The sequence below is a fragment of the Aliikangiella marina genome (assembly GCF_007004765.1).
Taxonomy (GTDB): domain Bacteria; phylum Pseudomonadota; class Gammaproteobacteria; order Enterobacterales; family Kangiellaceae; genus Aliikangiella; species Aliikangiella marina.
The window spans coordinates 941,085-959,401 of sequence record NZ_VIKR01000002.1 but is presented as its reverse complement, the minus strand read 5'-3'; the positions used below and the strand labels follow the sequence as shown (position 1 = coordinate 959,401).

Annotated in this window: 18 protein-coding genes; 3 read left to right on the top strand and 15 right to left on the bottom strand. The window is 43.4% G+C overall.

Features of this window, described 5'->3' with window-relative positions:
* Positions 1 to 11: 11 nt before the first annotated feature.
* The 15 genes from FLL45_RS10555 to FLL45_RS10485 form a co-directional block, all read right to left on the bottom strand.
* Positions 12 to 2,282, bottom strand: a complete 2,271-nt coding sequence (locus tag FLL45_RS10555; RefSeq protein ID WP_142941978.1) for a chemotaxis protein CheA — start codon at positions 2,280 to 2,282, stop codon at positions 12 to 14.
* A 10-nt stretch (positions 2,283 to 2,292) separates the two neighbouring features.
* Entirely contained in the window at positions 2,293 to 3,039 is a 747-nt protein-coding gene (locus FLL45_RS10550) for a protein phosphatase CheZ (RefSeq protein ID WP_142941977.1), read from the bottom strand.
* 29 nt (positions 3,040 to 3,068) lie between these two features.
* Entirely contained in the window at positions 3,069 to 3,443 is a 375-nt protein-coding gene (cheY, locus tag FLL45_RS10545) for a chemotaxis response regulator CheY (RefSeq protein WP_210247155.1), read from the bottom strand.
* 99 nt (positions 3,444 to 3,542) lie between these two features.
* Complete coding sequence (locus FLL45_RS10540; protein WP_142941975.1) at positions 3,543 to 4,259, bottom strand: RNA polymerase sigma factor FliA; 717 nt, start codon at positions 4,257 to 4,259, stop codon at positions 3,543 to 3,545.
* Between the two features lie 131 nt (positions 4,260 to 4,390).
* Positions 4,391 to 5,236, bottom strand: coding sequence for a MinD/ParA family protein (locus FLL45_RS10535; RefSeq protein WP_281282201.1), 846 nt, complete (start codon positions 5,234 to 5,236; stop codon positions 4,391 to 4,393).
* 207 nt (positions 5,237 to 5,443) lie between these two features.
* Positions 5,444 to 6,859: a flagellar biosynthesis GTPase FlhF gene (flhF, locus tag FLL45_RS10530; protein WP_142941974.1), complete on the bottom strand. Its 1,416-nt coding sequence runs from the start codon at positions 6,857 to 6,859 to the stop codon at positions 5,444 to 5,446.
* 60 nt (positions 6,860 to 6,919) lie between these two features.
* Positions 6,920 to 9,037, bottom strand: coding sequence for a flagellar biosynthesis protein FlhA (gene flhA / locus FLL45_RS10525; protein WP_142941973.1), 2,118 nt, complete (start codon positions 9,035 to 9,037; stop codon positions 6,920 to 6,922).
* Positions 9,038 to 9,050: 13 nt separating this feature from the next.
* On the bottom strand, positions 9,051 to 10,181 hold the full coding sequence (gene flhB / locus FLL45_RS10520; protein ID WP_142941972.1) for a flagellar biosynthesis protein FlhB: 1,131 nt from the start codon (positions 10,179 to 10,181) through the stop codon (positions 9,051 to 9,053).
* A 3-nt stretch (positions 10,182 to 10,184) separates the two neighbouring features.
* Positions 10,185 to 10,964: a flagellar biosynthetic protein FliR gene (gene fliR / locus FLL45_RS10515; protein ID WP_142941971.1), complete on the bottom strand. Its 780-nt coding sequence runs from the start codon at positions 10,962 to 10,964 to the stop codon at positions 10,185 to 10,187.
* Positions 10,965 to 10,970: 6 nt separating this feature from the next.
* Positions 10,971 to 11,240, bottom strand: coding sequence for a flagellar biosynthetic protein FliQ (locus FLL45_RS10510; RefSeq protein WP_142941970.1), 270 nt, complete (start codon positions 11,238 to 11,240; stop codon positions 10,971 to 10,973).
* Positions 11,241 to 11,253: 13 nt separating this feature from the next.
* A complete protein-coding gene (fliP, locus tag FLL45_RS10505) occupies positions 11,254 to 11,988 on the bottom strand; it encodes a flagellar type III secretion system pore protein FliP (RefSeq protein ID WP_142941969.1) in 735 nt (244 codons plus the stop codon).
* Positions 11,988 to 12,479, bottom strand: a complete 492-nt coding sequence (gene fliO / locus FLL45_RS10500; protein WP_185964407.1) for a flagellar biosynthetic protein FliO — start codon at positions 12,477 to 12,479, stop codon at positions 11,988 to 11,990. The genes fliP and fliO overlap by 1 nt, the downstream gene beginning before the upstream one ends.
* A gap of 61 nt (positions 12,480 to 12,540) precedes the next feature.
* Positions 12,541 to 12,921: a flagellar motor switch protein FliN gene (gene fliN, locus FLL45_RS10495; RefSeq protein ID WP_142941967.1), complete on the bottom strand. Its 381-nt coding sequence runs from the start codon at positions 12,919 to 12,921 to the stop codon at positions 12,541 to 12,543.
* 3 nt (positions 12,922 to 12,924) lie between these two features.
* On the bottom strand, positions 12,925 to 13,920 hold the full coding sequence (fliM, locus tag FLL45_RS10490) for a flagellar motor switch protein FliM (protein ID WP_142941966.1): 996 nt from the start codon (positions 13,918 to 13,920) through the stop codon (positions 12,925 to 12,927).
* A 6-nt stretch (positions 13,921 to 13,926) separates the two neighbouring features.
* Complete coding sequence (locus tag FLL45_RS10485; RefSeq protein ID WP_142941965.1) at positions 13,927 to 14,439, bottom strand: flagellar basal body-associated FliL family protein; 513 nt, start codon at positions 14,437 to 14,439, stop codon at positions 13,927 to 13,929.
* A 366-nt stretch (positions 14,440 to 14,805) separates the two neighbouring features.
* Here FLL45_RS10485 and FLL45_RS10480 point away from each other — a divergent pair, with 366 nt between their 5' ends.
* Genes FLL45_RS10480 through FLL45_RS10470 form a run of 3 tightly spaced genes read left to right on the top strand, consistent with a single transcriptional unit; the run spans position 14,806 to position 18,250 of the window.
* Entirely contained in the window at positions 14,806 to 15,417 is a 612-nt protein-coding gene (locus FLL45_RS10480; protein ID WP_142941964.1) for a hypothetical protein, read from the top strand.
* Positions 15,418 to 15,460: 43 nt separating this feature from the next.
* On the top strand, positions 15,461 to 16,198 hold the full coding sequence (locus FLL45_RS10475; RefSeq protein ID WP_142941963.1) for an oxygen-binding di-iron domain-containing protein: 738 nt from the start codon (positions 15,461 to 15,463) through the stop codon (positions 16,196 to 16,198).
* A 60-nt stretch (positions 16,199 to 16,258) separates the two neighbouring features.
* Entirely contained in the window at positions 16,259 to 18,250 is a 1,992-nt protein-coding gene (locus FLL45_RS10470) for an EAL domain-containing protein (protein WP_142941962.1), read from the top strand.
* Positions 18,251 to 18,317: the final 67 nt, after the last annotated feature.

Sequence of the window (18,317 nt, the reverse complement as noted above, 5' to 3'; positions counted from 1 at the left end):
CCCTCGCCGTACTACCCTGCGTAATGCTTAAGCAAGCTTGGAATATCAATAATTAACGCAATTCCACCGTCACTGGTAATCGTTGCTCCAGCCATACCCGGTGTACCATGAAGCGATTTACCCAAAGGTTTTATAACAACCTCTTCTTGACCAATCAGGGAATCAACGACAAAGCCAACGCGCTGAGTACCAACTTGAACCAACACCACATGTCCTTGGTCTTCGCGCTCTCCAGGAATACCATCTCTGGTTAGCCATTCATTTAAGAAAAACAAAGGTAATGCCTTATCCCTAACAACCGTTACCAGCTGGCCGTCTACGATATTGGTTTTGGTTAAATCGAGATTGAAAATCTCATTGACGGCAGTCAAAGGCAACGCGAAAGTTTGTTCTTTCACTTTTACCATTAAGGTAGGCAAGATCGCTAACGTCAATGGTACTTTTATTAACAGTTTCGTGCCTTGGCCGAGCGTCGAATCAATGTTCAACGATCCATTCAATTGAGTGATTTTGGTTTTCACCACATCCATCCCAACGCCGCGTCCTGAGATGTCAGATATTTCTTTTTTGGTGGAAAATCCGGCCATGAAAATTAAGTTGTAACACTCATGCTCAGTTAATCGATCAGCTTGCTCTCGGTCCATCAAGCCCTTGTCGACAGCAAGTTTACGCAAAATTTCCGGATCCATACCTTTACCATCATCTTCGATAGCAAGCATGATATGGTCACCCTCTTGGGCAGCTGACAATATAATTTTACCGGCTCTCGGCTTACCGGCAGCGACACGATCTTCGGGAGACTCTATCCCGTGGTCGACTGAATTTCTCACCAAATGAACCAAGGGATCGGCAAGCGCTTCAACTAAATTCTTGTCTAAATCTGTTTCTTCACCAACCATTTCCAAGTTAATTTCTTTTTTAAGGCTACGCGCTAAGTCTCTAACGACCCGTGGGAAACGACCAAAAACTTTTTTGATCGGTTGCATTCGGGTTTTCATCACTGCGCCTTGCAAATCAGCAGTAACTAAATCCAAGTTACCGATCGCCTTGGTAAGTACTTCGTCCTGACTAGCTTGGCCAAGTGTTTTTAAGCGGTTTCGCGCTAGCACCAGCTCGCCAACCATATTCATGATATCGTCAAGGCGCTTGGTGTCGACCCTGACCGTCGCTTCGGTGGCTACGCCGCTTGCCGCTCGCTTAGGTGCAGCAGCTTTTGCTGGTTTGCTCGCCGCGGGCTGCTTTGCTGCCGCGGGTTTAGCCTCTGGCTTGGGCGCCGGTTTGGGGGTCGGCTTGGGAGCACTCGCTTTAGCTGCGGGTTTCTCTGGTTCTGGCTTGGATGCAGGCTTCTCTTGAGGCGGTGGAGCTTTCGGTTCAGCGGCTTTTTCAGAAGGCCCTGCACCTTTTCCGTGAAGTTCATCTAAGAGCGCTTCGAACTCGTCATCATTGATCAAATCGGGATCGGAGGCTGCCGTCTCAGATTTGCTCGAACTAGGCGCTTCGCTTTCGGCCGCTTTCGCGCCCGGTGCACCGCCACCATGGAGTTCGTCAAGCAATGCTTCAAATTCGTCATCAGTAATATCGTCGCTAGTAGCTGCAGCCGCAGGGGGGGTGTCAGTTGTTTTACTTGTCGAGGCGCCACCGCTATCGAATTTTCCTTCGCCGTGTAATTCATCGAGTAATGCTTCAAACTCATCGTCGGTAATATCATCACTTGACGGCGCGGCGTCGGCCGCAGGAGTCGAAGTATCTTCTCCACCTCCAGCGTTTAATTCGTTGAGGAGATTGTCGAATTCAGCATCGGATATTTCATCACTGGCTGGTTGACTTTCAGATGACGCTGGCGCAGAGATTTCTGCAGGTTCCGAAACTTCAGCTGGCTCGGCTTGTTCACCTTGCGCGACAGCATACGTTTCGAGTTTCTTGATAAACTCAGGGTCAGCATTTTCCGGGTATTCACCGTTACGAACTGACTCAAACATATCATTAACAATGTCGAGCGCCTGTAAAATCTGGTCCATTAAATCGGCGTCAGCAACACGCCCACCATTACGTAAGATATCAAAAATATTTTCGGTGATATGGCAGATTTCAACCAGCGGTTCTATCGCTAAAAAACCTGCGCCACCTTTTACAGTATGGAAGCCTCTGAAAATTCCGTTGAGCAGGTCCATATCTTCAGGCTCGTTTTCCAACGCAACCAACTGCTCCGACATGGTCTCGAGGATTTCACCCGCTTCTATCAAGAAGTCCTGTAAGATCTCCTCGTCAGCATCAAACGACATTCAAAGCCCCCTAAAATCCTAAACTCGACAATAAGTCGTCCACTTCATCTTGACCACTAACCACATCGTCGCGTTTCTCTTTATTGGTAATCGGCCCTTCGACACCTTCGGTTACCGTTATGGTATCTTTAGCTTGATTGTATCCTTCCATGTTGCCGAACATTTTGATCACATTGACCATGCTGTCTTCGACATCTTGAACCAAGGTAATGACCTGGCGAATCACCTGGCCGGTCAAGTCTTGGTAATCTTGTGCGAGCAAAACTGCAGAGAGTTCGTTATGTAATTCGAGAGCAGAGTCCTTATTTTTAACTAAATGGCTTTCTATTCTCTTGCATAATTGTCGAAAATCGCCAGGTTCAAGTTCTTTGCGGTAAAGTTTCTGCCATTCTTCTAACAACTCGGTTGAATCCTTCGAAATACTGTCTGCCATTTGGTGACATTGCTCAACTTTATCCATTGTTTTGTTGGCTGCTTCTTCCGTTTTTTCAATCACATAATTAAGCCGATCTTTCGCGTTAGGGATTTCAGATGCGGCAAGGTCGGTGATACGGTTGTCTAAATGGAAGTTTGTTAAAGCCTCATGTAAGTGACGAGTGAGTTTACCAATCTCGATAAACAGATCTTCATCACCACCGTGGGCGAAAGACTCTATGAGCTCTTGTGCATCTTCGATTTCCTCTGCCTCTAAGTGAGCCAAGAGATCGCGAGTTTGCGCAATCGTTTTTTCCAGCTGTTCTTTATCAGATAAATTCATCCACATTATTCCTTTTTCGCTGAACGAGATTAACCGTCAATTCGTTCGAAAATTTTGGTTAGTTTCTCGTTTAACGTTGCCGCAGTGAAAGGCTTAACGATATAACCATTTACTCCCGCTTGAGCAGCTTCAATAATCTGCTCTCGTTTGGACTCAGCGGTTACCATCAATACTGGTAATGATTTAAGTTTCTCGTCTGCCCTAACAGCTTTCAATAGGTCAATACCTTGCATTCCGGGCATATTCCAGTCTGTGACTAGGAAGTCAAAATTGCCCGTTTGCAGCATCGGCAACGCCGTATTGCCGTCATCTGCTTCTTGGGTATTGTTGAAGCCAAGATCTCTGAGTAGATTTTTAATGATTCGACGCATGGTCGAAAAATCATCTACTACTAAGATTTTCATATTCTTGTCCAAAATCTATCTCCGTAGGGATTAATCAATGGTTTAATAATCAAAGGGTTAATAATAAATAGGAATTACACTAAATTTAGTCAAGAAAACCTATTTCTTCCAATCTTTTAGGCGAGATTGTAGTCTTAACATCGCTTGGCTGTTAATTTGACTGATTCGAGACTCACTCACCCCCAATACTTCACCAATTTCCTTGAGGTTAAGTTCTTCATCATAATAAAGGGCTAAAACCAGTTTTTCGCGTTCTGGTAACGATGATATCGCCCCTGCCAATGAATTTCGGAAATCTTCCTTCTGGATCCGTTCAAGTGGCGTCATAGCGCTATCTGAGAGGCCTTGACTAAAATAATCCTCGTCAACCCCCATGCCTTCAAAATCCATCATGTGACCGCTGCTGACTTCCATCAGCATCTGACGGTAGTCTTCTACATCGACGCCGAGCACCTCGGCCACTTCAGTGTCGCGGGCATCTCGACCAGTTCGCTGTTCAATATCTTTGATCGCCGAAGCAATGGCTCTTGAATTTTTGTGGACTGAGCGTGGAACCCAGTCGCCGCGGCGAATTTCGTCAATCATTGCACCACGTATTCTGATTCCAGCGAAGGTCTCAAAGCTGGCACCTTTACTGGCATCGAAGTTCTTTTGCGCTTCAAGTAAGCCCAGCATCCCGGCTTGAAGCAAATCTTCTAGCTGAACGCTGGCGGGAAGTCTCGCTAAAATATGGTGCGCGATTCGTTTGACCAGCGGCGCATAGCGAGTAGCAAAGTCCTCCTGTTGAATCTTATTGTAGGTATCGGCTCCAGTCACACTAGTAACCCTTTTTGTTTTCTATTTCGATACACATTTAAAATATCATTCCAACGAGATGCGGTCTAGGTTCGGCCTAACTTAGCCACTCTCATGGTAAATTTGTTATAAACATCTGATTAGACAAACATCTAAACAGCGCCCGATACTAGTCTTTCCATAAAAAATTCAATATTGCCAGACGCATCTTTCGGCGTCGGCCACTGATCGATTTTCTTCGCTAAACTCTTAAGACCTATTGCAGCAGGACTGCGCGGAAATGCATCCACTAGGGCTTTTTGCTTTTTAACCGATTTGCGAACATTTTCATCAAATGGGATGGACCCCATGTAATCCAAAGTCACATCAAGAAACTTTCCACAAACGCCACTGAGTTTGGCAAATAGTTCTCTTCCTTCTTGGGGTGTACGGACCATATTCGCAAGTACATGAAACCTGACAACTTGATGGTCCTTGTTGAGAACCTTCATTAATGCGTAAGCGTCCGTGATTGAGGTTGGTTCATCACAGACGACAGTTAATATTTCCTGCGAGGCTCGAGTGAAGCTCACCACCATATCGGTGATACCGGCTGCGGTGTCGACAATCAAATAATCGAGGTTGTGACCGATCTCGCTGAAGGCTTGGATAATCCCGGCATGCTCCATCGGCGACAACTCAGCCATATTTTGCGTACCGGAAGATGCAGGCACTATTTGTAACCCGTGAGGGCCCTGAATAACGATGTCTTTAAGCTCGCACTCTCCCGACAAAACATGCGAAAGATTACGCTTACTCGGTAGCCCCAACATAACGTCTACATTGGCTAAACCAAGATCAGCGTCAAGCAACATCACTCGATAACCGAGCTGGCTTAAAGCAATACTTAAATTAACAGACACATTCGTCTTTCCGACGCCCCCTTTACCACCAGTCACAGCGATCACTTTGACTGGTTTAAAGTTATCAGTCGGCGAAATATCGATGACTTGATTCAATGGTTAAGACTCCTTTGACCTAAATTCCTGTTTTGCAAGCCATCTGCAATGGGTAAAAACTTCATTAATCACTTCTTCTCAAATGATAACTGATTGATATATCACGTATTTAGCTTTCATTCTAGCTTATCTGTGCCTTATATCGCATTTTGTTAAGCATAGAACATTTTAAGGTGTTTTTGGCCTCTATCAGCAAAATTTATTCAATCAAGCCGAGCGAGCTTGGTCAATATTCTGAGCTAGCGACCAATCGTCAGTAGTACGACTATATTTGTTCGCAAGCCAAACGGCTTTCGAAACCAGGTGATGGCTGCGGGCTACTCGAATATCCTCAGGGACTCGTTGACCATCAGTTGTATAAACCACCGGTATTCGCGCTTTAGTTACTACGCTCATTAATTCACCTAAACTTGCGGCTTCATCGAGTTTAGTGACGACTAATCCGCTGGGTTCATAAGCATTAAAAAAGTTGATCGATTCCTGAATTACCGCACCTTGGCTGGTCGCAGATACAACCAATAACTTATGGATTGGTTTGTGAAGCCGGTTTAAAGATTCTAATTGCTGGACCAAATGCGGATCATTTCGACTCATGCCTGCGGTATCGATCAAGACTAAGGATTTATTGGCGAACTTTTTCATTAGCGATTCTAAAGATTGCTTCTCGGTCACGCGCGCCGTTTCTATTTGCAGAATCCGACCAAAAGTCGTCAGCTGTTCTTGCGCCGAAATTCGATAGTTATCGGCAGAAATGAGCGCCACAGAGTCAGCGCCATTTTTGATAACATAACGTGCCGCTAATTTCGCGATAGTTGTGGTTTTGCCAACGCCAGTCGCCCCGACAAAAGCGTAAACGCCACCTCTTTCCAATAGATCACTGCCGGCAATGGGTAACGACTTTGCTAAGATCGCGAGTATTTGTTGCCACGCACATTCAGCATCCGATTGCTGTTTAACATGGGGCATTAAAGAGTTAAGAAAGTCACTATCTAGTCCAAGTTTGGATAGACGTCTCAAAATCATCGCGCTCAGCGGGGACTGCTGAGCAAATTGGTGCCAACCGATGCCTTTGAGTTGTTCGGACATCATCGAGCGCATCATGCCTAACTCTTCTTTCATGGCTTGCAGACTCGGATCAAGAGTCCACTCAATTTTTTCATTTCCATGGATTGGTGAGACAACACTATCACCTGTGACATTTGGTTGTTGCAGGGGAGGTCGATTTGAGCGCTCGACATTGCCACCAGTTTCTTGATTTGCAGACTGCTGCGGCGGCAACGCTGAAGATTGTATATCTTGTAAACCTTGATAAGCCTCAAATGAACTTTGCTGAACATCAGCCGCGGCGGTTTGATGAGCATTTGACGCTTCAGATCCTTGCGCAGGTTCATCGAACTTAGATTGTACCTCAGCCTCTTCTTGTGATTGCAAATCAGGAGCGCCTAATCCGTTTTTATCAACACTCGGTGGTACCAGTGAGTCGTCATAATCAAGAGCCGCTATAACTTCAACGCCACCGGCAACTTTGTTGTTTGACAATATCGCCGCATCATTACCGAATTCTTCAGTAACTTGACGAAGCGCTGAGCGGATGTTTGGACCAAAAAACCGTCTTATTTTCATATTATCTTACTCTTACACTCAACAGTGTTTAATGCCTTTTTAGTTTTCATTTAAAACAACTTACTGATTTACATTACCCACTGTTGCAATCACTTTAATTTGCTTGTTGTCTGGAATCTCCTGGTAACTCAGAACATGCAATCCTTTTATCCCAAACCTGGCAAACTTAGCCAGTGACTCCCGAAGTGCAGGAGCCGTTAACAATATCGCCGGCTGACCTGCAGCCTCTTGCTGCTGAACCACTTCGCGTAGCGAGGCTTGGATTCTATCAGCCAACCCGGGTTCAATGCCGACAGCATCACCGGATCCCGTTGTTAAAGACTGCTGCAATATTTGTTCCAAATCTGGGGCTAAAGTAACAACAGGGACTTCTGGAGCTAAGCCATTGATATTCTGTACAATTAAGCGACTCAGAGCGATTCTTACGGCGCTCGTTAAAACGGCGGGATCTTGACTCCTGCTCGAAAACTCCGCCAATGTTTCGGCGATAGTACGCATATCTTTTAACGGAACTTGCTCGAGTAAGAGGTTTTGTAAGACTTTAACCAGGATCCCCAAAGGAATGTTATCCGGTACCAAAGTTTCCGCCAGCTTGGGTGCGGACTTACCGAGACCTTTAAGCATTTGTTCCGCCTCTTCATGACCAAACAGCTCTGCCGCATGGGTTTGGATGAGATGACTTAAATGTGTCGCTATAACGGTACTCGCATCTACCACGGTATAGCCCAGGGCTTGTGCATTATCTTTTTGATCGCTATCGATCCAAACCGCCTCTAAATCGAAAGCGGGATCTTTAGTTTTTATACCCTCTAAATTACCAAAAACTTGACCAGGATTAATTGCCATATCTTTGTCAGGATAAACCTCGGCTTCACCGACCGTCGCGCCAAGAATCGCTATTCGATAGGCATTGGGAGACAAATCGAGGTTGTCTCGGATATGCACGGGGGAAATTAAAAAGCCTAATTCCTGAGAGACTTTTTTTCTCACACCTTTTATTCGCCCCATCAATTTTCCATCTTGTGCTGGGTCGACCATCGGAATTAATCGATAGCCAACTTCTAACCCAATTTGATCGACCGGCGGCACATCCTCCCAGCTAAGCTCTTTAATCACCGGAGCTTCTGGCGCTTCCACTTCTCTGAGCTCTTGCTGCTCGACTTCAACCGCCTGCTTTTGCTGCTTAAGTTGAACAAAGTAGCCCAAGCCGAAAGCCGAGAAAGCCAGGAACAAGAATGCGATATGCGGCATACCTGGAATCACGCCCATGGTAAACAAAACCCCACCACAAACATACAAAGCTTTCGGCTTCCCGGTTAATTGCGTGACCAATTGCTCTCCCATGTTTTGAGATGCATTCTGGCGCGTCACCATGATCGCAGCGGAGGTAGAAAGCAAAAGTGCAGGAATTTGCGCCACCAACCCATCACCAATCGTCAGCAATGCATAGAAACGCATTGCAGTGGCAAAATCCAAACTATGTTGCGCCATACCAATTGCCACACCGCCGATGATGTTAATCAGAAGAATTAACAAACCAGCGACAGCATCACCACGAACAAACTTTGACGCACCGTCCATCGCCCCATAAAAATCCGACTCTTTTGCGACTTCTTGTCGTCTATCTCTGGCCTCTTCTTGGGTCAAAATACCGGCATTAAGATCCGCATCAATTGCCATCTGCTTCCCGGGCATCGCATCTAAAGTAAAACGAGCACTCACTTCAGAAATTCGTCCTGCCCCTTTGGTGACAACAACAAAGTTAATAATGACTAAAATGGCGAAAACGACTAACCCTACCGCATAGTTACCACCAATAACGACTGAGCCGAAAGACTCAATGACTTGTCCCGCCGCACCTGCTCCAGTATGTCCATTTATCAATACGACTCGAGTTGAAGCGACATTTAATGCCAAGCGCATTAAGGTTGTCACTAACAGGATGGTCGGAAAAACTGCAAAATCTAAGGGCCTAAACGCGTACACCGTTGCTAATAACACAACCAATGCGAGCGAAATATTGAAAGAGAATAATATATCGAGCAAAAATGTTGGCATCGGTAAAATCATCATTGCCAACAAAACCAGCAACAATACCGGCGTACCTAACCCCGACAAGATCGAGCTAGCGGACTTTGGATTTGCGATATTTGGATTTGAATTAATTAACTCTGCCATTTTGGTTCACTTATTAATATTGATAATCATCCGGAAGCGGTAGATCGCCAAGCGCAGCCGGTCTTGTACCTTTTCCTGACTGGAAGTTTTTAAGTTGGAATACATACGCTAAAACTTGCGCAACCGCTAAATACAATCCGTGAGGCACTTCTTGGTCGAGTTCGGTAGTGTGATAAATCGCTCTCGCGAGTGGCGGTGCCCGTACAATAGTTACATCATTAGCATTCGCTATTTTTCTAATTTGTAAGGCCATATGATCAACCCCTTTTGCGACAACAACTGGGGCGGAAGAGCGCATTGCATCATATTTAATCGCAACGGAAAAATGTTCTGGATTGGTCACTACAACATCAGCATCCGGAATAGCTTCCATCATTCGCTTCTGCGCTAACTCTCGTTGTACTTGACGCACTCGACCTTTGACTTCTGGGCGCCCTTCTGTGTCTTTAAACTCATCCTTGACTTCTTGTTTCGTCATTTTGAGTTGCTTAGCGTGATTCCACAGCTGGTAGGGAACATCAATAAAAGCAATGATCAGTAGTGATAAAGAAATCAGAAAAAAACTTCTTGCGACAAGATCGATTGAACGATCAATCGCACCCAATACATTGCCGGTACCTAATCCCGTAAGCTCCGGAAATACTTGCACGATAACCATGTAACCCACTAAGGAGACGAGCCCGACCTTACCTAAAGCCTTTACCAACTCAACTAACGCATGCAATCCAAACATGCGCTTGAAACCTTTGGCTGGTGACATTCTGCTCGCTTTCGGCGCGACTGCTTTAAAGCTAAAAGAAAGTCCACCGGTTAACAGTGGAGACAGTGCGCCGATTAAAAACAACAGCACAAAAAATGGTGCAACACTCAATAGTAAACCACCAAAAATATCGCCTAAGGCTGACATCATGAAGGTTTCTTCAAAAATTTGGCGGCGTCCTGGTGAAAAGGTTTTTTTAGCAATGTTAGCAACTCCAGTTCCCATAGAATTAGAGAAGCTATAAAGCGAAACGGAAGCCATCATTAACAGTAAGGCGGTGGTCAATTCTCGCGAGCGAGCGACTTGGCCTTTTTCTTTAGCCTCTTTTAATCGTTTGGGCGTGGCCTCTTCTGACCGTTCACCTGCGGTATCGTTTTCAGCCATCCGCTAACACTCCACGCCTATCATACTGCACATAACACTACCCGCTCTTGAGAGTTGTCCTTCAAAGTATGGTAAGAAATAGGCGAGCGTTGCCCATACGAGGATCAATCCAGATATCATAGTTAACGGAAAACCGACCGCAAATATATTGATTTGTGGGGCCGCTCTGGTCATTACACCAAACGCGATATTAACGATGAGCAAACTTGCAATACACACCAGGGCCATCAGAATAGCGGTTGCGAAGATCCACTTTGACCATAGAACAATTTGCCAAAACATCGGAAAAATAGATTCATTGGATCCAATCGGTAAAGCATAAAAACTTTCGATAATTATTCGAATCATGAGTATGTGACCATCAAAGGCTAAAAACAGCAAGGTGGTCATCATTAAAAAGAACTGTCCCATGGCAGGAACACTCGTTCCATTGGAAGGATCAACGAGAGAAGCAAAACCTAAACCAGACTGCATTGCAATGATTTGTGCGCCCACAACAAATGTTTCTAAAAGTAATCTCGAAACAAAACCCAATACAATGCCGATAAGCGTTTGTTCAATGACTAAAATCGAGCCAGATAAAGAAAATAATTGAACGGGTTCCGTTTGAGGTAATACTGGCGCAACTAACGCAGTCATCGCCAGCGCAAGTATCATACGAAATCTTGCTGGGAAATTTTTCGAACCAACAACCGCTAAAGTCATTAAAAAGCCAGATAAACGCGCAAACGGCAAAATATAAGCCGCCATAACAGTCAAAATTGTTTCCGCATTTATCAACATCACAGACTAACCAATTAGTTCCGGAATCGATACATAAAGCTCATTGGCAAAACCAACCAGAGTACTAAAAAACCAACTAGCAATAACAATCATAGTGGCGAGCGTGATCAACAAGCGCGGTAAAAAAGAAAGCGTCTGTTCATTGATACTGGTAGCTGCTTGAAATATCGCGACAACTAATCCGACGGCTAATCCCGGGGTTACAATGGCAGAGACCAATAAAATAATGACGTAAAGCGCATTTCTAAAAACTTCTACAACAATTTCTGGAGTCATTTTAAACTACCTTTTAAGTAAAGCTGTTAGCCAGCGTACCAACGACCAAAGCCCATCCATCAACCAATACAAACAACATGATTTTAAATGGCAGCGATATGATTAGTGGCGATAGCATCATCATACCCATAGCCATTAAAATACTCGCGATAACGAGGTCGATAATTAAAAATGGAATGAATAATAAAAAGCCGATTTGAAAAGCGGTTTTAAGTTCACTAATAATAAAAGCAGGGACTAAGACCTTAAACGGCGGCATCTCTCCTTCAGCTAACTGGTCTGTATTAGACAGTTCCATAAATAAAATTAAGTCATTTTCTCGAGTTTGCATTAACATAAATTCGCTAAACGGTTGCTGCGCAGCTTCTAGCGCTTGGGTCGCTGTAATTGACTCATTGATGTAAGGCTGAATAGCATTTTCATTAACCTGCTCAATCACCGGTGACATAATAAAAAATGTGAGAAAAAGACTTAAGCCGATTAAAATTTGATTGGAAGGTGTTTGCTGCATACCTAAGGCTTGTCTCAAAATCGCAAAAACAACGGTAACGCGTATAAAAGAGGTCATCATCATGATGATTGCTGGCAGAAAAGTTAGCAATGTCATCAATCCGAGTACTTGCAGCGTGACGCTATACTCCTGATTGCCCGAATCGTTAGTTTCAACTGATAAGACTGGAATACCCGCCTCTGCCCATGCACTCGGCGAGATTAACAGTAAGCTTAGTATCACAAGTGCAACTCGCATTAACTGTCTCCCATCGCGTTGAGCTGCTGGCTGCTTTCTGATCGCTTAACGTTTGAAAATATCGGGGGGTTGCTCTCGCCACCGGGATTTAAGAACTGCTTCATCATCGACTCAAATGAGGCCGATTTATTATCTTTTTTAATCGGTTTCTCCAACTCACAAAGCGGATTAATATTATGCGCAGTGACCCCCAATACTAGTTGTCTGTTTTGGATTTCAACAATCACAATCTTTTCTTTTGCACCAATGCTTTGACTATCAACCAAGTTGATATTTTTGGCGACCAAATTAAAGCTAGAAAACTTTTTTAGGATACTCGCTAGAACAAAGATCAAAACTAACACCGCAAGCAGACCACCGATTACCGGCAAGATGCTCTCGGTAGGAGTAAGCGGTTTAGCAGCGCCTTCAGCAGCACTTACACTATTACTCTCAAACGCAGCGATTAGCACAAAAACACTAAGCAAAACTCTCCCGCACCAATATTTCATGTGTTCTCTCATCATTAAGGGTCATTATTTCAGGTCGGATAATCTGACCTGGATTGGTTTTTTACTTCAGTTTTTGAATACGTTCTGCTGGACTCATTACATCAGTTAAACGTATTCCGTATTTTTCATTCACAACGACGACTTCTCCGTGGGCTATCAATGTTCCGTTGACCATAACATCAAGCGGTTCACCTGCCATTCTATCAAGCTCAACAACCGAGCCTTGAGTGAGCTGTAAGAGGTTTCTAATCGGTATTTGTGTGCGACCAACTTCCATCGACAGGGTTACCGGAATATCTAAAATGACATCTAGCTTTTCATTGTCGACTGCTTTGACCGCTCCGCTCTCTTCATGTAAAGGATCCATTTGCGCTGTTTCTGCTTCTGCTTGCTCGTTGAGTGCATCAGCCCAATCGTCAGTGCCGTTATCTTCACCCGCCATTGATTAATCCTCTAGTAAAGTTCTCATAATATGTTCGCGCGATATTTCTTCATCAATTTTTACCGCCATATAGCCATTGGACGTACCAAACTTAGCTCTGAAACATGGCATATCCCCTGCACTCAGAGTGACTTGCTCTGGCATATCAATAGGGATAATGTCGCCTTCCTTAAATTCCATCACATCTTTAAGACTGACCTCTGTTTCGACAAGGCTACTACTCAGTTCAACCTTTGCTGTAAGGATCTCTTCTCTTAATGCATCGGTCCACCTTTCATCAACATCGTCTCTATCACTTTGAATACCCGCATCCAATTTTTCGCGGATCGGCTCAAGCATGGAGTAAGGCATGGTTACATGGAAGTTGCCACCACCACCATCCAATTCAATATTAAAACTACAGACGCAAACCACTTCAGATGGGCTGACGATAGTCGCTAAAGCAGGGTTGACTTCAGAGTCTAGATACTCAAAATCCACTTTCATAACAGGCGACCAAGCTTCTTTCAAATCAACAAAAGCTTGTTTCAAAAATAGTTGGATGATTCGCCGTTCTGTTGGTGTGAACTCTCGACCTTCAATCTTTGCATGAAAACGACCATCACCACCAAAAAAATTATCGACCATAATAAATACGAGTTTCGCTTCGAGGGTGAACAACGCAGTACCTCGAAGCGGCTTGATTCTTACCATATTCAAACTCGTCGGCACGAACAAACTATGAATGTATTCACTAAATTTAATCATCTGAATACCATTGACCGAAATTTCGGCTGACCGTCTCATCATATTGAAAAGGCTAATCCGCATATGACGAGCGAAACGTTCGTTAACCATTTCAAGCGTCGGCATCCGCCCACGAACAATTCTATCTTGCGATGAAAAGTCATAAGGGCGCGCAACCGAAGGATCGAGAGATTCTTCTTCAACATCAATATCGCCATCGTCAACTCCGTGGAGTAGCGCATCAATTTCGTCTTGGCTTAACAGATCTGACATAAATAATTACTGCATTAAAAAGCTAATAAATAAAACTCTTTCAATAACCGGCTCGCCGACTAAGTCTGTCAGTGATTTTTGCACTGTCTCGAGTGACTTATCTTGCAACATTTTCCGTCCTTCCGGCGTTTTGAGCTCTTCTACCGTTTGTTGACTAACCAACATCAACACATCATTTTTCAGTTGTGGCATGTGAGACTTAACAATATCGACCGCCTCATCTCCACGAACCATAAATGACATTTTTATCTGAACAGTTCGATTTCGTCGGTCACCTTTAATATTGCTTGTAATCGCTTCAGGAACACCGACATATTGTGCGGGCTCTTTTGGCTCAACTTGTTCTTCAGCCGCTTCGTCTTGTGATGAATCAGAATCTCCACTCAATAAGAAAAAGGCAGCCACACCGCCGATAAGCAGGACGACGACAGCGGCAATAATAATTAACTTGCCTTTACCGCCTTTGCCTTCTTCTTCTTCTTCGACATCGAGTTCTAAGTCTTGGTCGTCTTCAGCCATAAATACTCCGTAATAGTTAATAATGATTCTGCATCATTAACTTTAGACGAGAAACTGCAATATATGTACCAAAAATAACAAAAGCATTTTATCTATTAAATTCAATAAGTTATATTTTTGATCAATCTGCTAATGTCAAATACTTGGCAAAAAACCTCGTGTAAAATCAATAACGTCAAGATTTTGTCTGTACAAATTTTGCGATAAAAACGAACAAACATCGCCGTCGCTCCGCTTTGCCGCAAAACTCACTTTTTTAGTTTAGTTTCTTTGAGCTATTTCTTGTAGGAAATCAATAAAATTAAATTTGATAAATCAAGAATTTAACGCATACTTGAAGAGACATAATTCATATGTAGGGAATCGATGAATAACAAACAAAAAGCGGCAGAAACATTTATTTCCGTAGCCAATGTTGCATCTGAACTATCCCGAGCTCAATCAATAGCAGTCGAGCTTTCCATTATCTCAAAAAATGCCCGTGCGTTGGCTGTCAGGGCTGGAAGTACAGCCGCAGGTTTTAATGAAATTACACGCTTTATAGAAGGGCTATCAACACTAACTATTGATGCTGCAGAGACGGTCAGTGGAATAGCCACTACGCAAACGAAATCCGCTAATGAACTGTTTCGAACCTACTCGCTACTCGCAATGCTGGATACCGTTCAATCTGATTCGGAAGCCGAACAAAAACAACAAATCTTGCCCATTTATTCTCGAATTCAAGCTAACGCTGAAAAACTAAAAAATCAGATTAACTCAAAACTTAAAGAACTTATCGATAGTTTAGACGAGACAAAACTCGAGTTACGTGCAACTCAAGTTGTTTCGGTGGTCTCTCGAGTGGAGTCCGTTCGTGCGAGTAAGGACTTTCAAGAATCGCTTAATTCAGTCGCCGATAAAGTATCCAATGCTGGCAATAGAATCAATCAACACTTGGAAAATGCTCGCAAGAGTCTAATTAAATTACGTCCCTAATCAAACCCAATTTAACTCAATATAATAATCAAAGGACCAGGAAATGAAGGCTATCTCACTCTATCAACAAGGCAAACATCAATGGCTGTGCTTTGGAAGAGATCCAGACAAAGCCGAAAAAATTATCGACACTAACCAGTATATGATCACTAACAATAATCACAGTATTATCTTAGATCCCGGGGGAATTGAGATTTTCTCTCAAATGCTCACTTCAGTCTTGCGCTACACCAAAATAGATGACATAAAAGCCTTATTTGCTTCCCATCAAGATCCCGATATTATTTCTTCCTTGGGTTTGTGGGATCAGTGCCTCAATAATGCGAGTTTATACTCACCCAAAATATGGGAAACTTTCATTCGTCACTTTGGTATGAACAACATAAATTTTGAGGGAATTTCAGACGAAGGTGGAAAATATAATTTAGATGGCATCGAGCTCGACTTCGTTCCAGCCCACTACCTCCACTCGTCTGGTAATTTTCATGTCTACGATAAACGTGCCAAAATACTGATGAGTGGGGATGTCGGTGCTGCAATGGACGATATAGACTCGCCTTTTTTTGTTGAAGACTTTGAAGAACACATCCCAAAAATGGAATATTTTCATCGCCGTTGGATGCCTTCAAATCGCGCTAAAGATGAGTGGATTGCGCGTGTCAGAAAACTCGACATAGAAATTATGGCTCCCCAACACGGATCAATCTTCAAAGGAGAGCAGGTCGATAATTTCTTAAATTGGTTTGAACGCCTGGATGTTGGTCTAGCCAGCAATAAATAACGTAATTATTAAAGGAATTTATCGATTAGCCGACAACCTATATAGAGACAGGAAGCTTCTATGACAACAATGCACCATAAACAAGGCGAAGGACTTATAGTGACGATTGATGCTGAGTCGATAAAACAAGCGTTCGCGGCTAATCAATTTGAAGTCTACTACCAACCACAAGTATCTCTCGTTAATCAAAAACAAATGACTGGGGCCGAAGCATTCATTCGCCTAAACCACCCAAAATATGGTGTGCTCACACCCAACTTATTCCTTGAGAAAATCACCGATTTAGGTCTCTCATTAGAGCTTGCCAAAGTTATTATTGACCAAGTAATCGCTGATCTCACTTTGTGGGAAAAAAATGGATTACAAATGCATGTTTCGATCAATATTGAAACAATTTTATTAAAAAGTGAGCAGTTTACTACTTTTCTCATCAATTCATTTCAGCAGAAAAATGTCGCGCCACAAAACCTGGTGATAGAAGTTTCCCAAAGTAGCGATAGTGAATTGGAAGAAGATTTAAACACGGGTATGCTTGCACTGCGACAAGCTGGATTCAAATTCTCACTGGACGATTTTGGCGTGAATTCGTTTAGTGAAAAGGTCCTCAGTAAGCTGCCAATCGATGAGATCAAAGTCCATCGACAAATTACTTCATCAATTCATGCGCTCGAAAAATCTAGAGATACGGTCAAAGAAGCGCTCTACATTGCGGATAAATATGGAATGCGAGCAGTTGCAGTCGGTGTCGAAACACAGGCTACGGCAGATTGGCTACTGAAGCAAAACTGTGACACCGCACAAGGGTTCTTTTTTGGTGGACCATGCGCGCGTCAATCATTTTACGAAGACTTTCTGACGAATACAGACAACTGGGATTGTGCAGTTGAAATTACACGAGAAAAAATTCTCATAGTCGAACCCGATCCTTCACTGAGGAACCTACTCGTTGAATCATTGGGTGAAAGATATGATGTCTACATTACCGAAAACTGTCACGAAGCGCGAATTTTATTTGAAGCCTTTTCGCCGAACATTCTGGTTGTTGACATGGTGCTTCAAGATATGACAGGCCCAGAATTTGTCAAAGAAATGCAATCCCTTAACCATTGTGAATTTAATACCATTTTTACCACTGAATCAAACGACCTAGACGTACAACTTGAAGCATTTGAAGCGGATGGCTTAGATATCCTTACTCGTCCAATTTCAATCATCGAGCTAGTTGCCAAAATTGGTCGGGTCGTTTCCTATCAGAAGAAGCGCCTTCAACTTCAGAGCAGTGTAGACAGCGCCCAAGAAATTGCCCAACAATCAATGAAGGAAGCCGCGCAATATGGAGATGTCGTTCACCTGTTTAAAAACATGTTTCACTGTCATAGCGAACTCGAATTAGCCAGTGAGATTTTTAAATTTACAGAGCAAAAGCAACTGAACTGCTCAATCCAGTTCAGGAATAATGATGTTATCAGTAGCTATAAACAAGATATGACAATGTGCAGTCCAAATGAAATTAATGTCTTCGAGCTTTTACTCCAAAAAGGTCGGCTTTTCGACTTCGGCTCTAGAACAATTGTCAACGATCAGCACGTCTCTATTTTAGTAAAAAATATGCCAAGCTCTTCAGAAGAGCACGGCCGAGTGAGAGATTATATTGCGGTGGTTATCGAGGGGCTGGAAGCCAGGTACAAAGACCTTATTCGCAAGTGGGCGATGAACTCAGTGTTTGATAAACTCAAAGAGCTGACCGGCGAATTATCCGAAATGATTAACCACAAAGCCCAAGATCAAAATGACATCCTCGAAAAAATCAGTATAGAACTGGGCATGAGTTTTCATACGCTCGATATGACTGAAGAACAGGAAGCCTATATCACGTCAATAATCGAGAATATTATCAAGGCGCAAGATGAAAAAAACATGGATGCGGAAAATATTGCCGAAAAAATATCAGATGTGACCAGCTATTTGGAATTCACGCTTAACGATGTTGAAAGTGAACTGGTCGAAAAAGAAGAGGAAAAATCCTCCTCCAGTGGTGTCGACTTATTCTAATTGAGCGAGCAGCTTTGTTGCCGAGTTATTGTATCTTAAATTTAATATTCAACTTCTCGGTTAAATA

Coding starts and splice junctions, on each gene's coding strand:
- FLL45_RS10555 (WP_142941978.1), bottom strand. CDS start 2,282: ATGTCGTTTGATGCTGACGAGGAGATCTTACAGGACTTCTTGATAGAA.
- FLL45_RS10550 (WP_142941977.1), bottom strand. CDS start 3,039: ATGAATTTATCTGATAAAGAACAGCTGGAAAAAACGATTGCGCAAACT.
- cheY (WP_210247155.1), bottom strand. CDS start 3,443: ATGAAAATCTTAGTAGTAGATGATTTTTCGACCATGCGTCGAATCATT.
- flhF (WP_142941974.1), bottom strand. CDS start 6,859: ATGAAAATAAGACGGTTTTTTGGTCCAAACATCCGCTCAGCGCTTCGT.
- flhA (WP_142941973.1), bottom strand. CDS start 9,037: ATGGCAGAGTTAATTAATTCAAATCCAAATATCGCAAATCCAAAGTCC.
- flhB (WP_142941972.1), bottom strand. CDS start 10,181: ATGGCTGAAAACGATACCGCAGGTGAACGGTCAGAAGAGGCCACGCCC.
- fliR (WP_142941971.1), bottom strand. CDS start 10,964: ATGTTGATAAATGCGGAAACAATTTTGACTGTTATGGCGGCTTATATT.
- FLL45_RS10510 (WP_142941970.1), bottom strand. CDS start 11,240: ATGACTCCAGAAATTGTTGTAGAAGTTTTTAGAAATGCGCTTTACGTC.
- fliP (WP_142941969.1), bottom strand. CDS start 11,988: ATGCGAGTTGCACTTGTGATACTAAGCTTACTGTTAATCTCGCCGAGT.
- fliO (WP_185964407.1), bottom strand. CDS start 12,479: ATGAAATATTGGTGCGGGAGAGTTTTGCTTAGTGTTTTTGTGCTAATC.
- fliN (WP_142941967.1), bottom strand. CDS start 12,921: ATGGCGGGTGAAGATAACGGCACTGACGATTGGGCTGATGCACTCAAC.
- fliM (WP_142941966.1), bottom strand. CDS start 13,920: ATGTCAGATCTGTTAAGCCAAGACGAAATTGATGCGCTACTCCACGGA.
- FLL45_RS10485 (WP_142941965.1), bottom strand. CDS start 14,439: ATGGCTGAAGACGACCAAGACTTAGAACTCGATGTCGAAGAAGAAGAA.
- FLL45_RS10480 (WP_142941964.1), top strand. CDS start 14,806: ATGAATAACAAACAAAAAGCGGCAGAAACATTTATTTCCGTAGCCAAT.
- FLL45_RS10475 (WP_142941963.1), top strand. CDS start 15,461: ATGAAGGCTATCTCACTCTATCAACAAGGCAAACATCAATGGCTGTGC.
- FLL45_RS10470 (WP_142941962.1), top strand. CDS start 16,259: ATGACAACAATGCACCATAAACAAGGCGAAGGACTTATAGTGACGATT.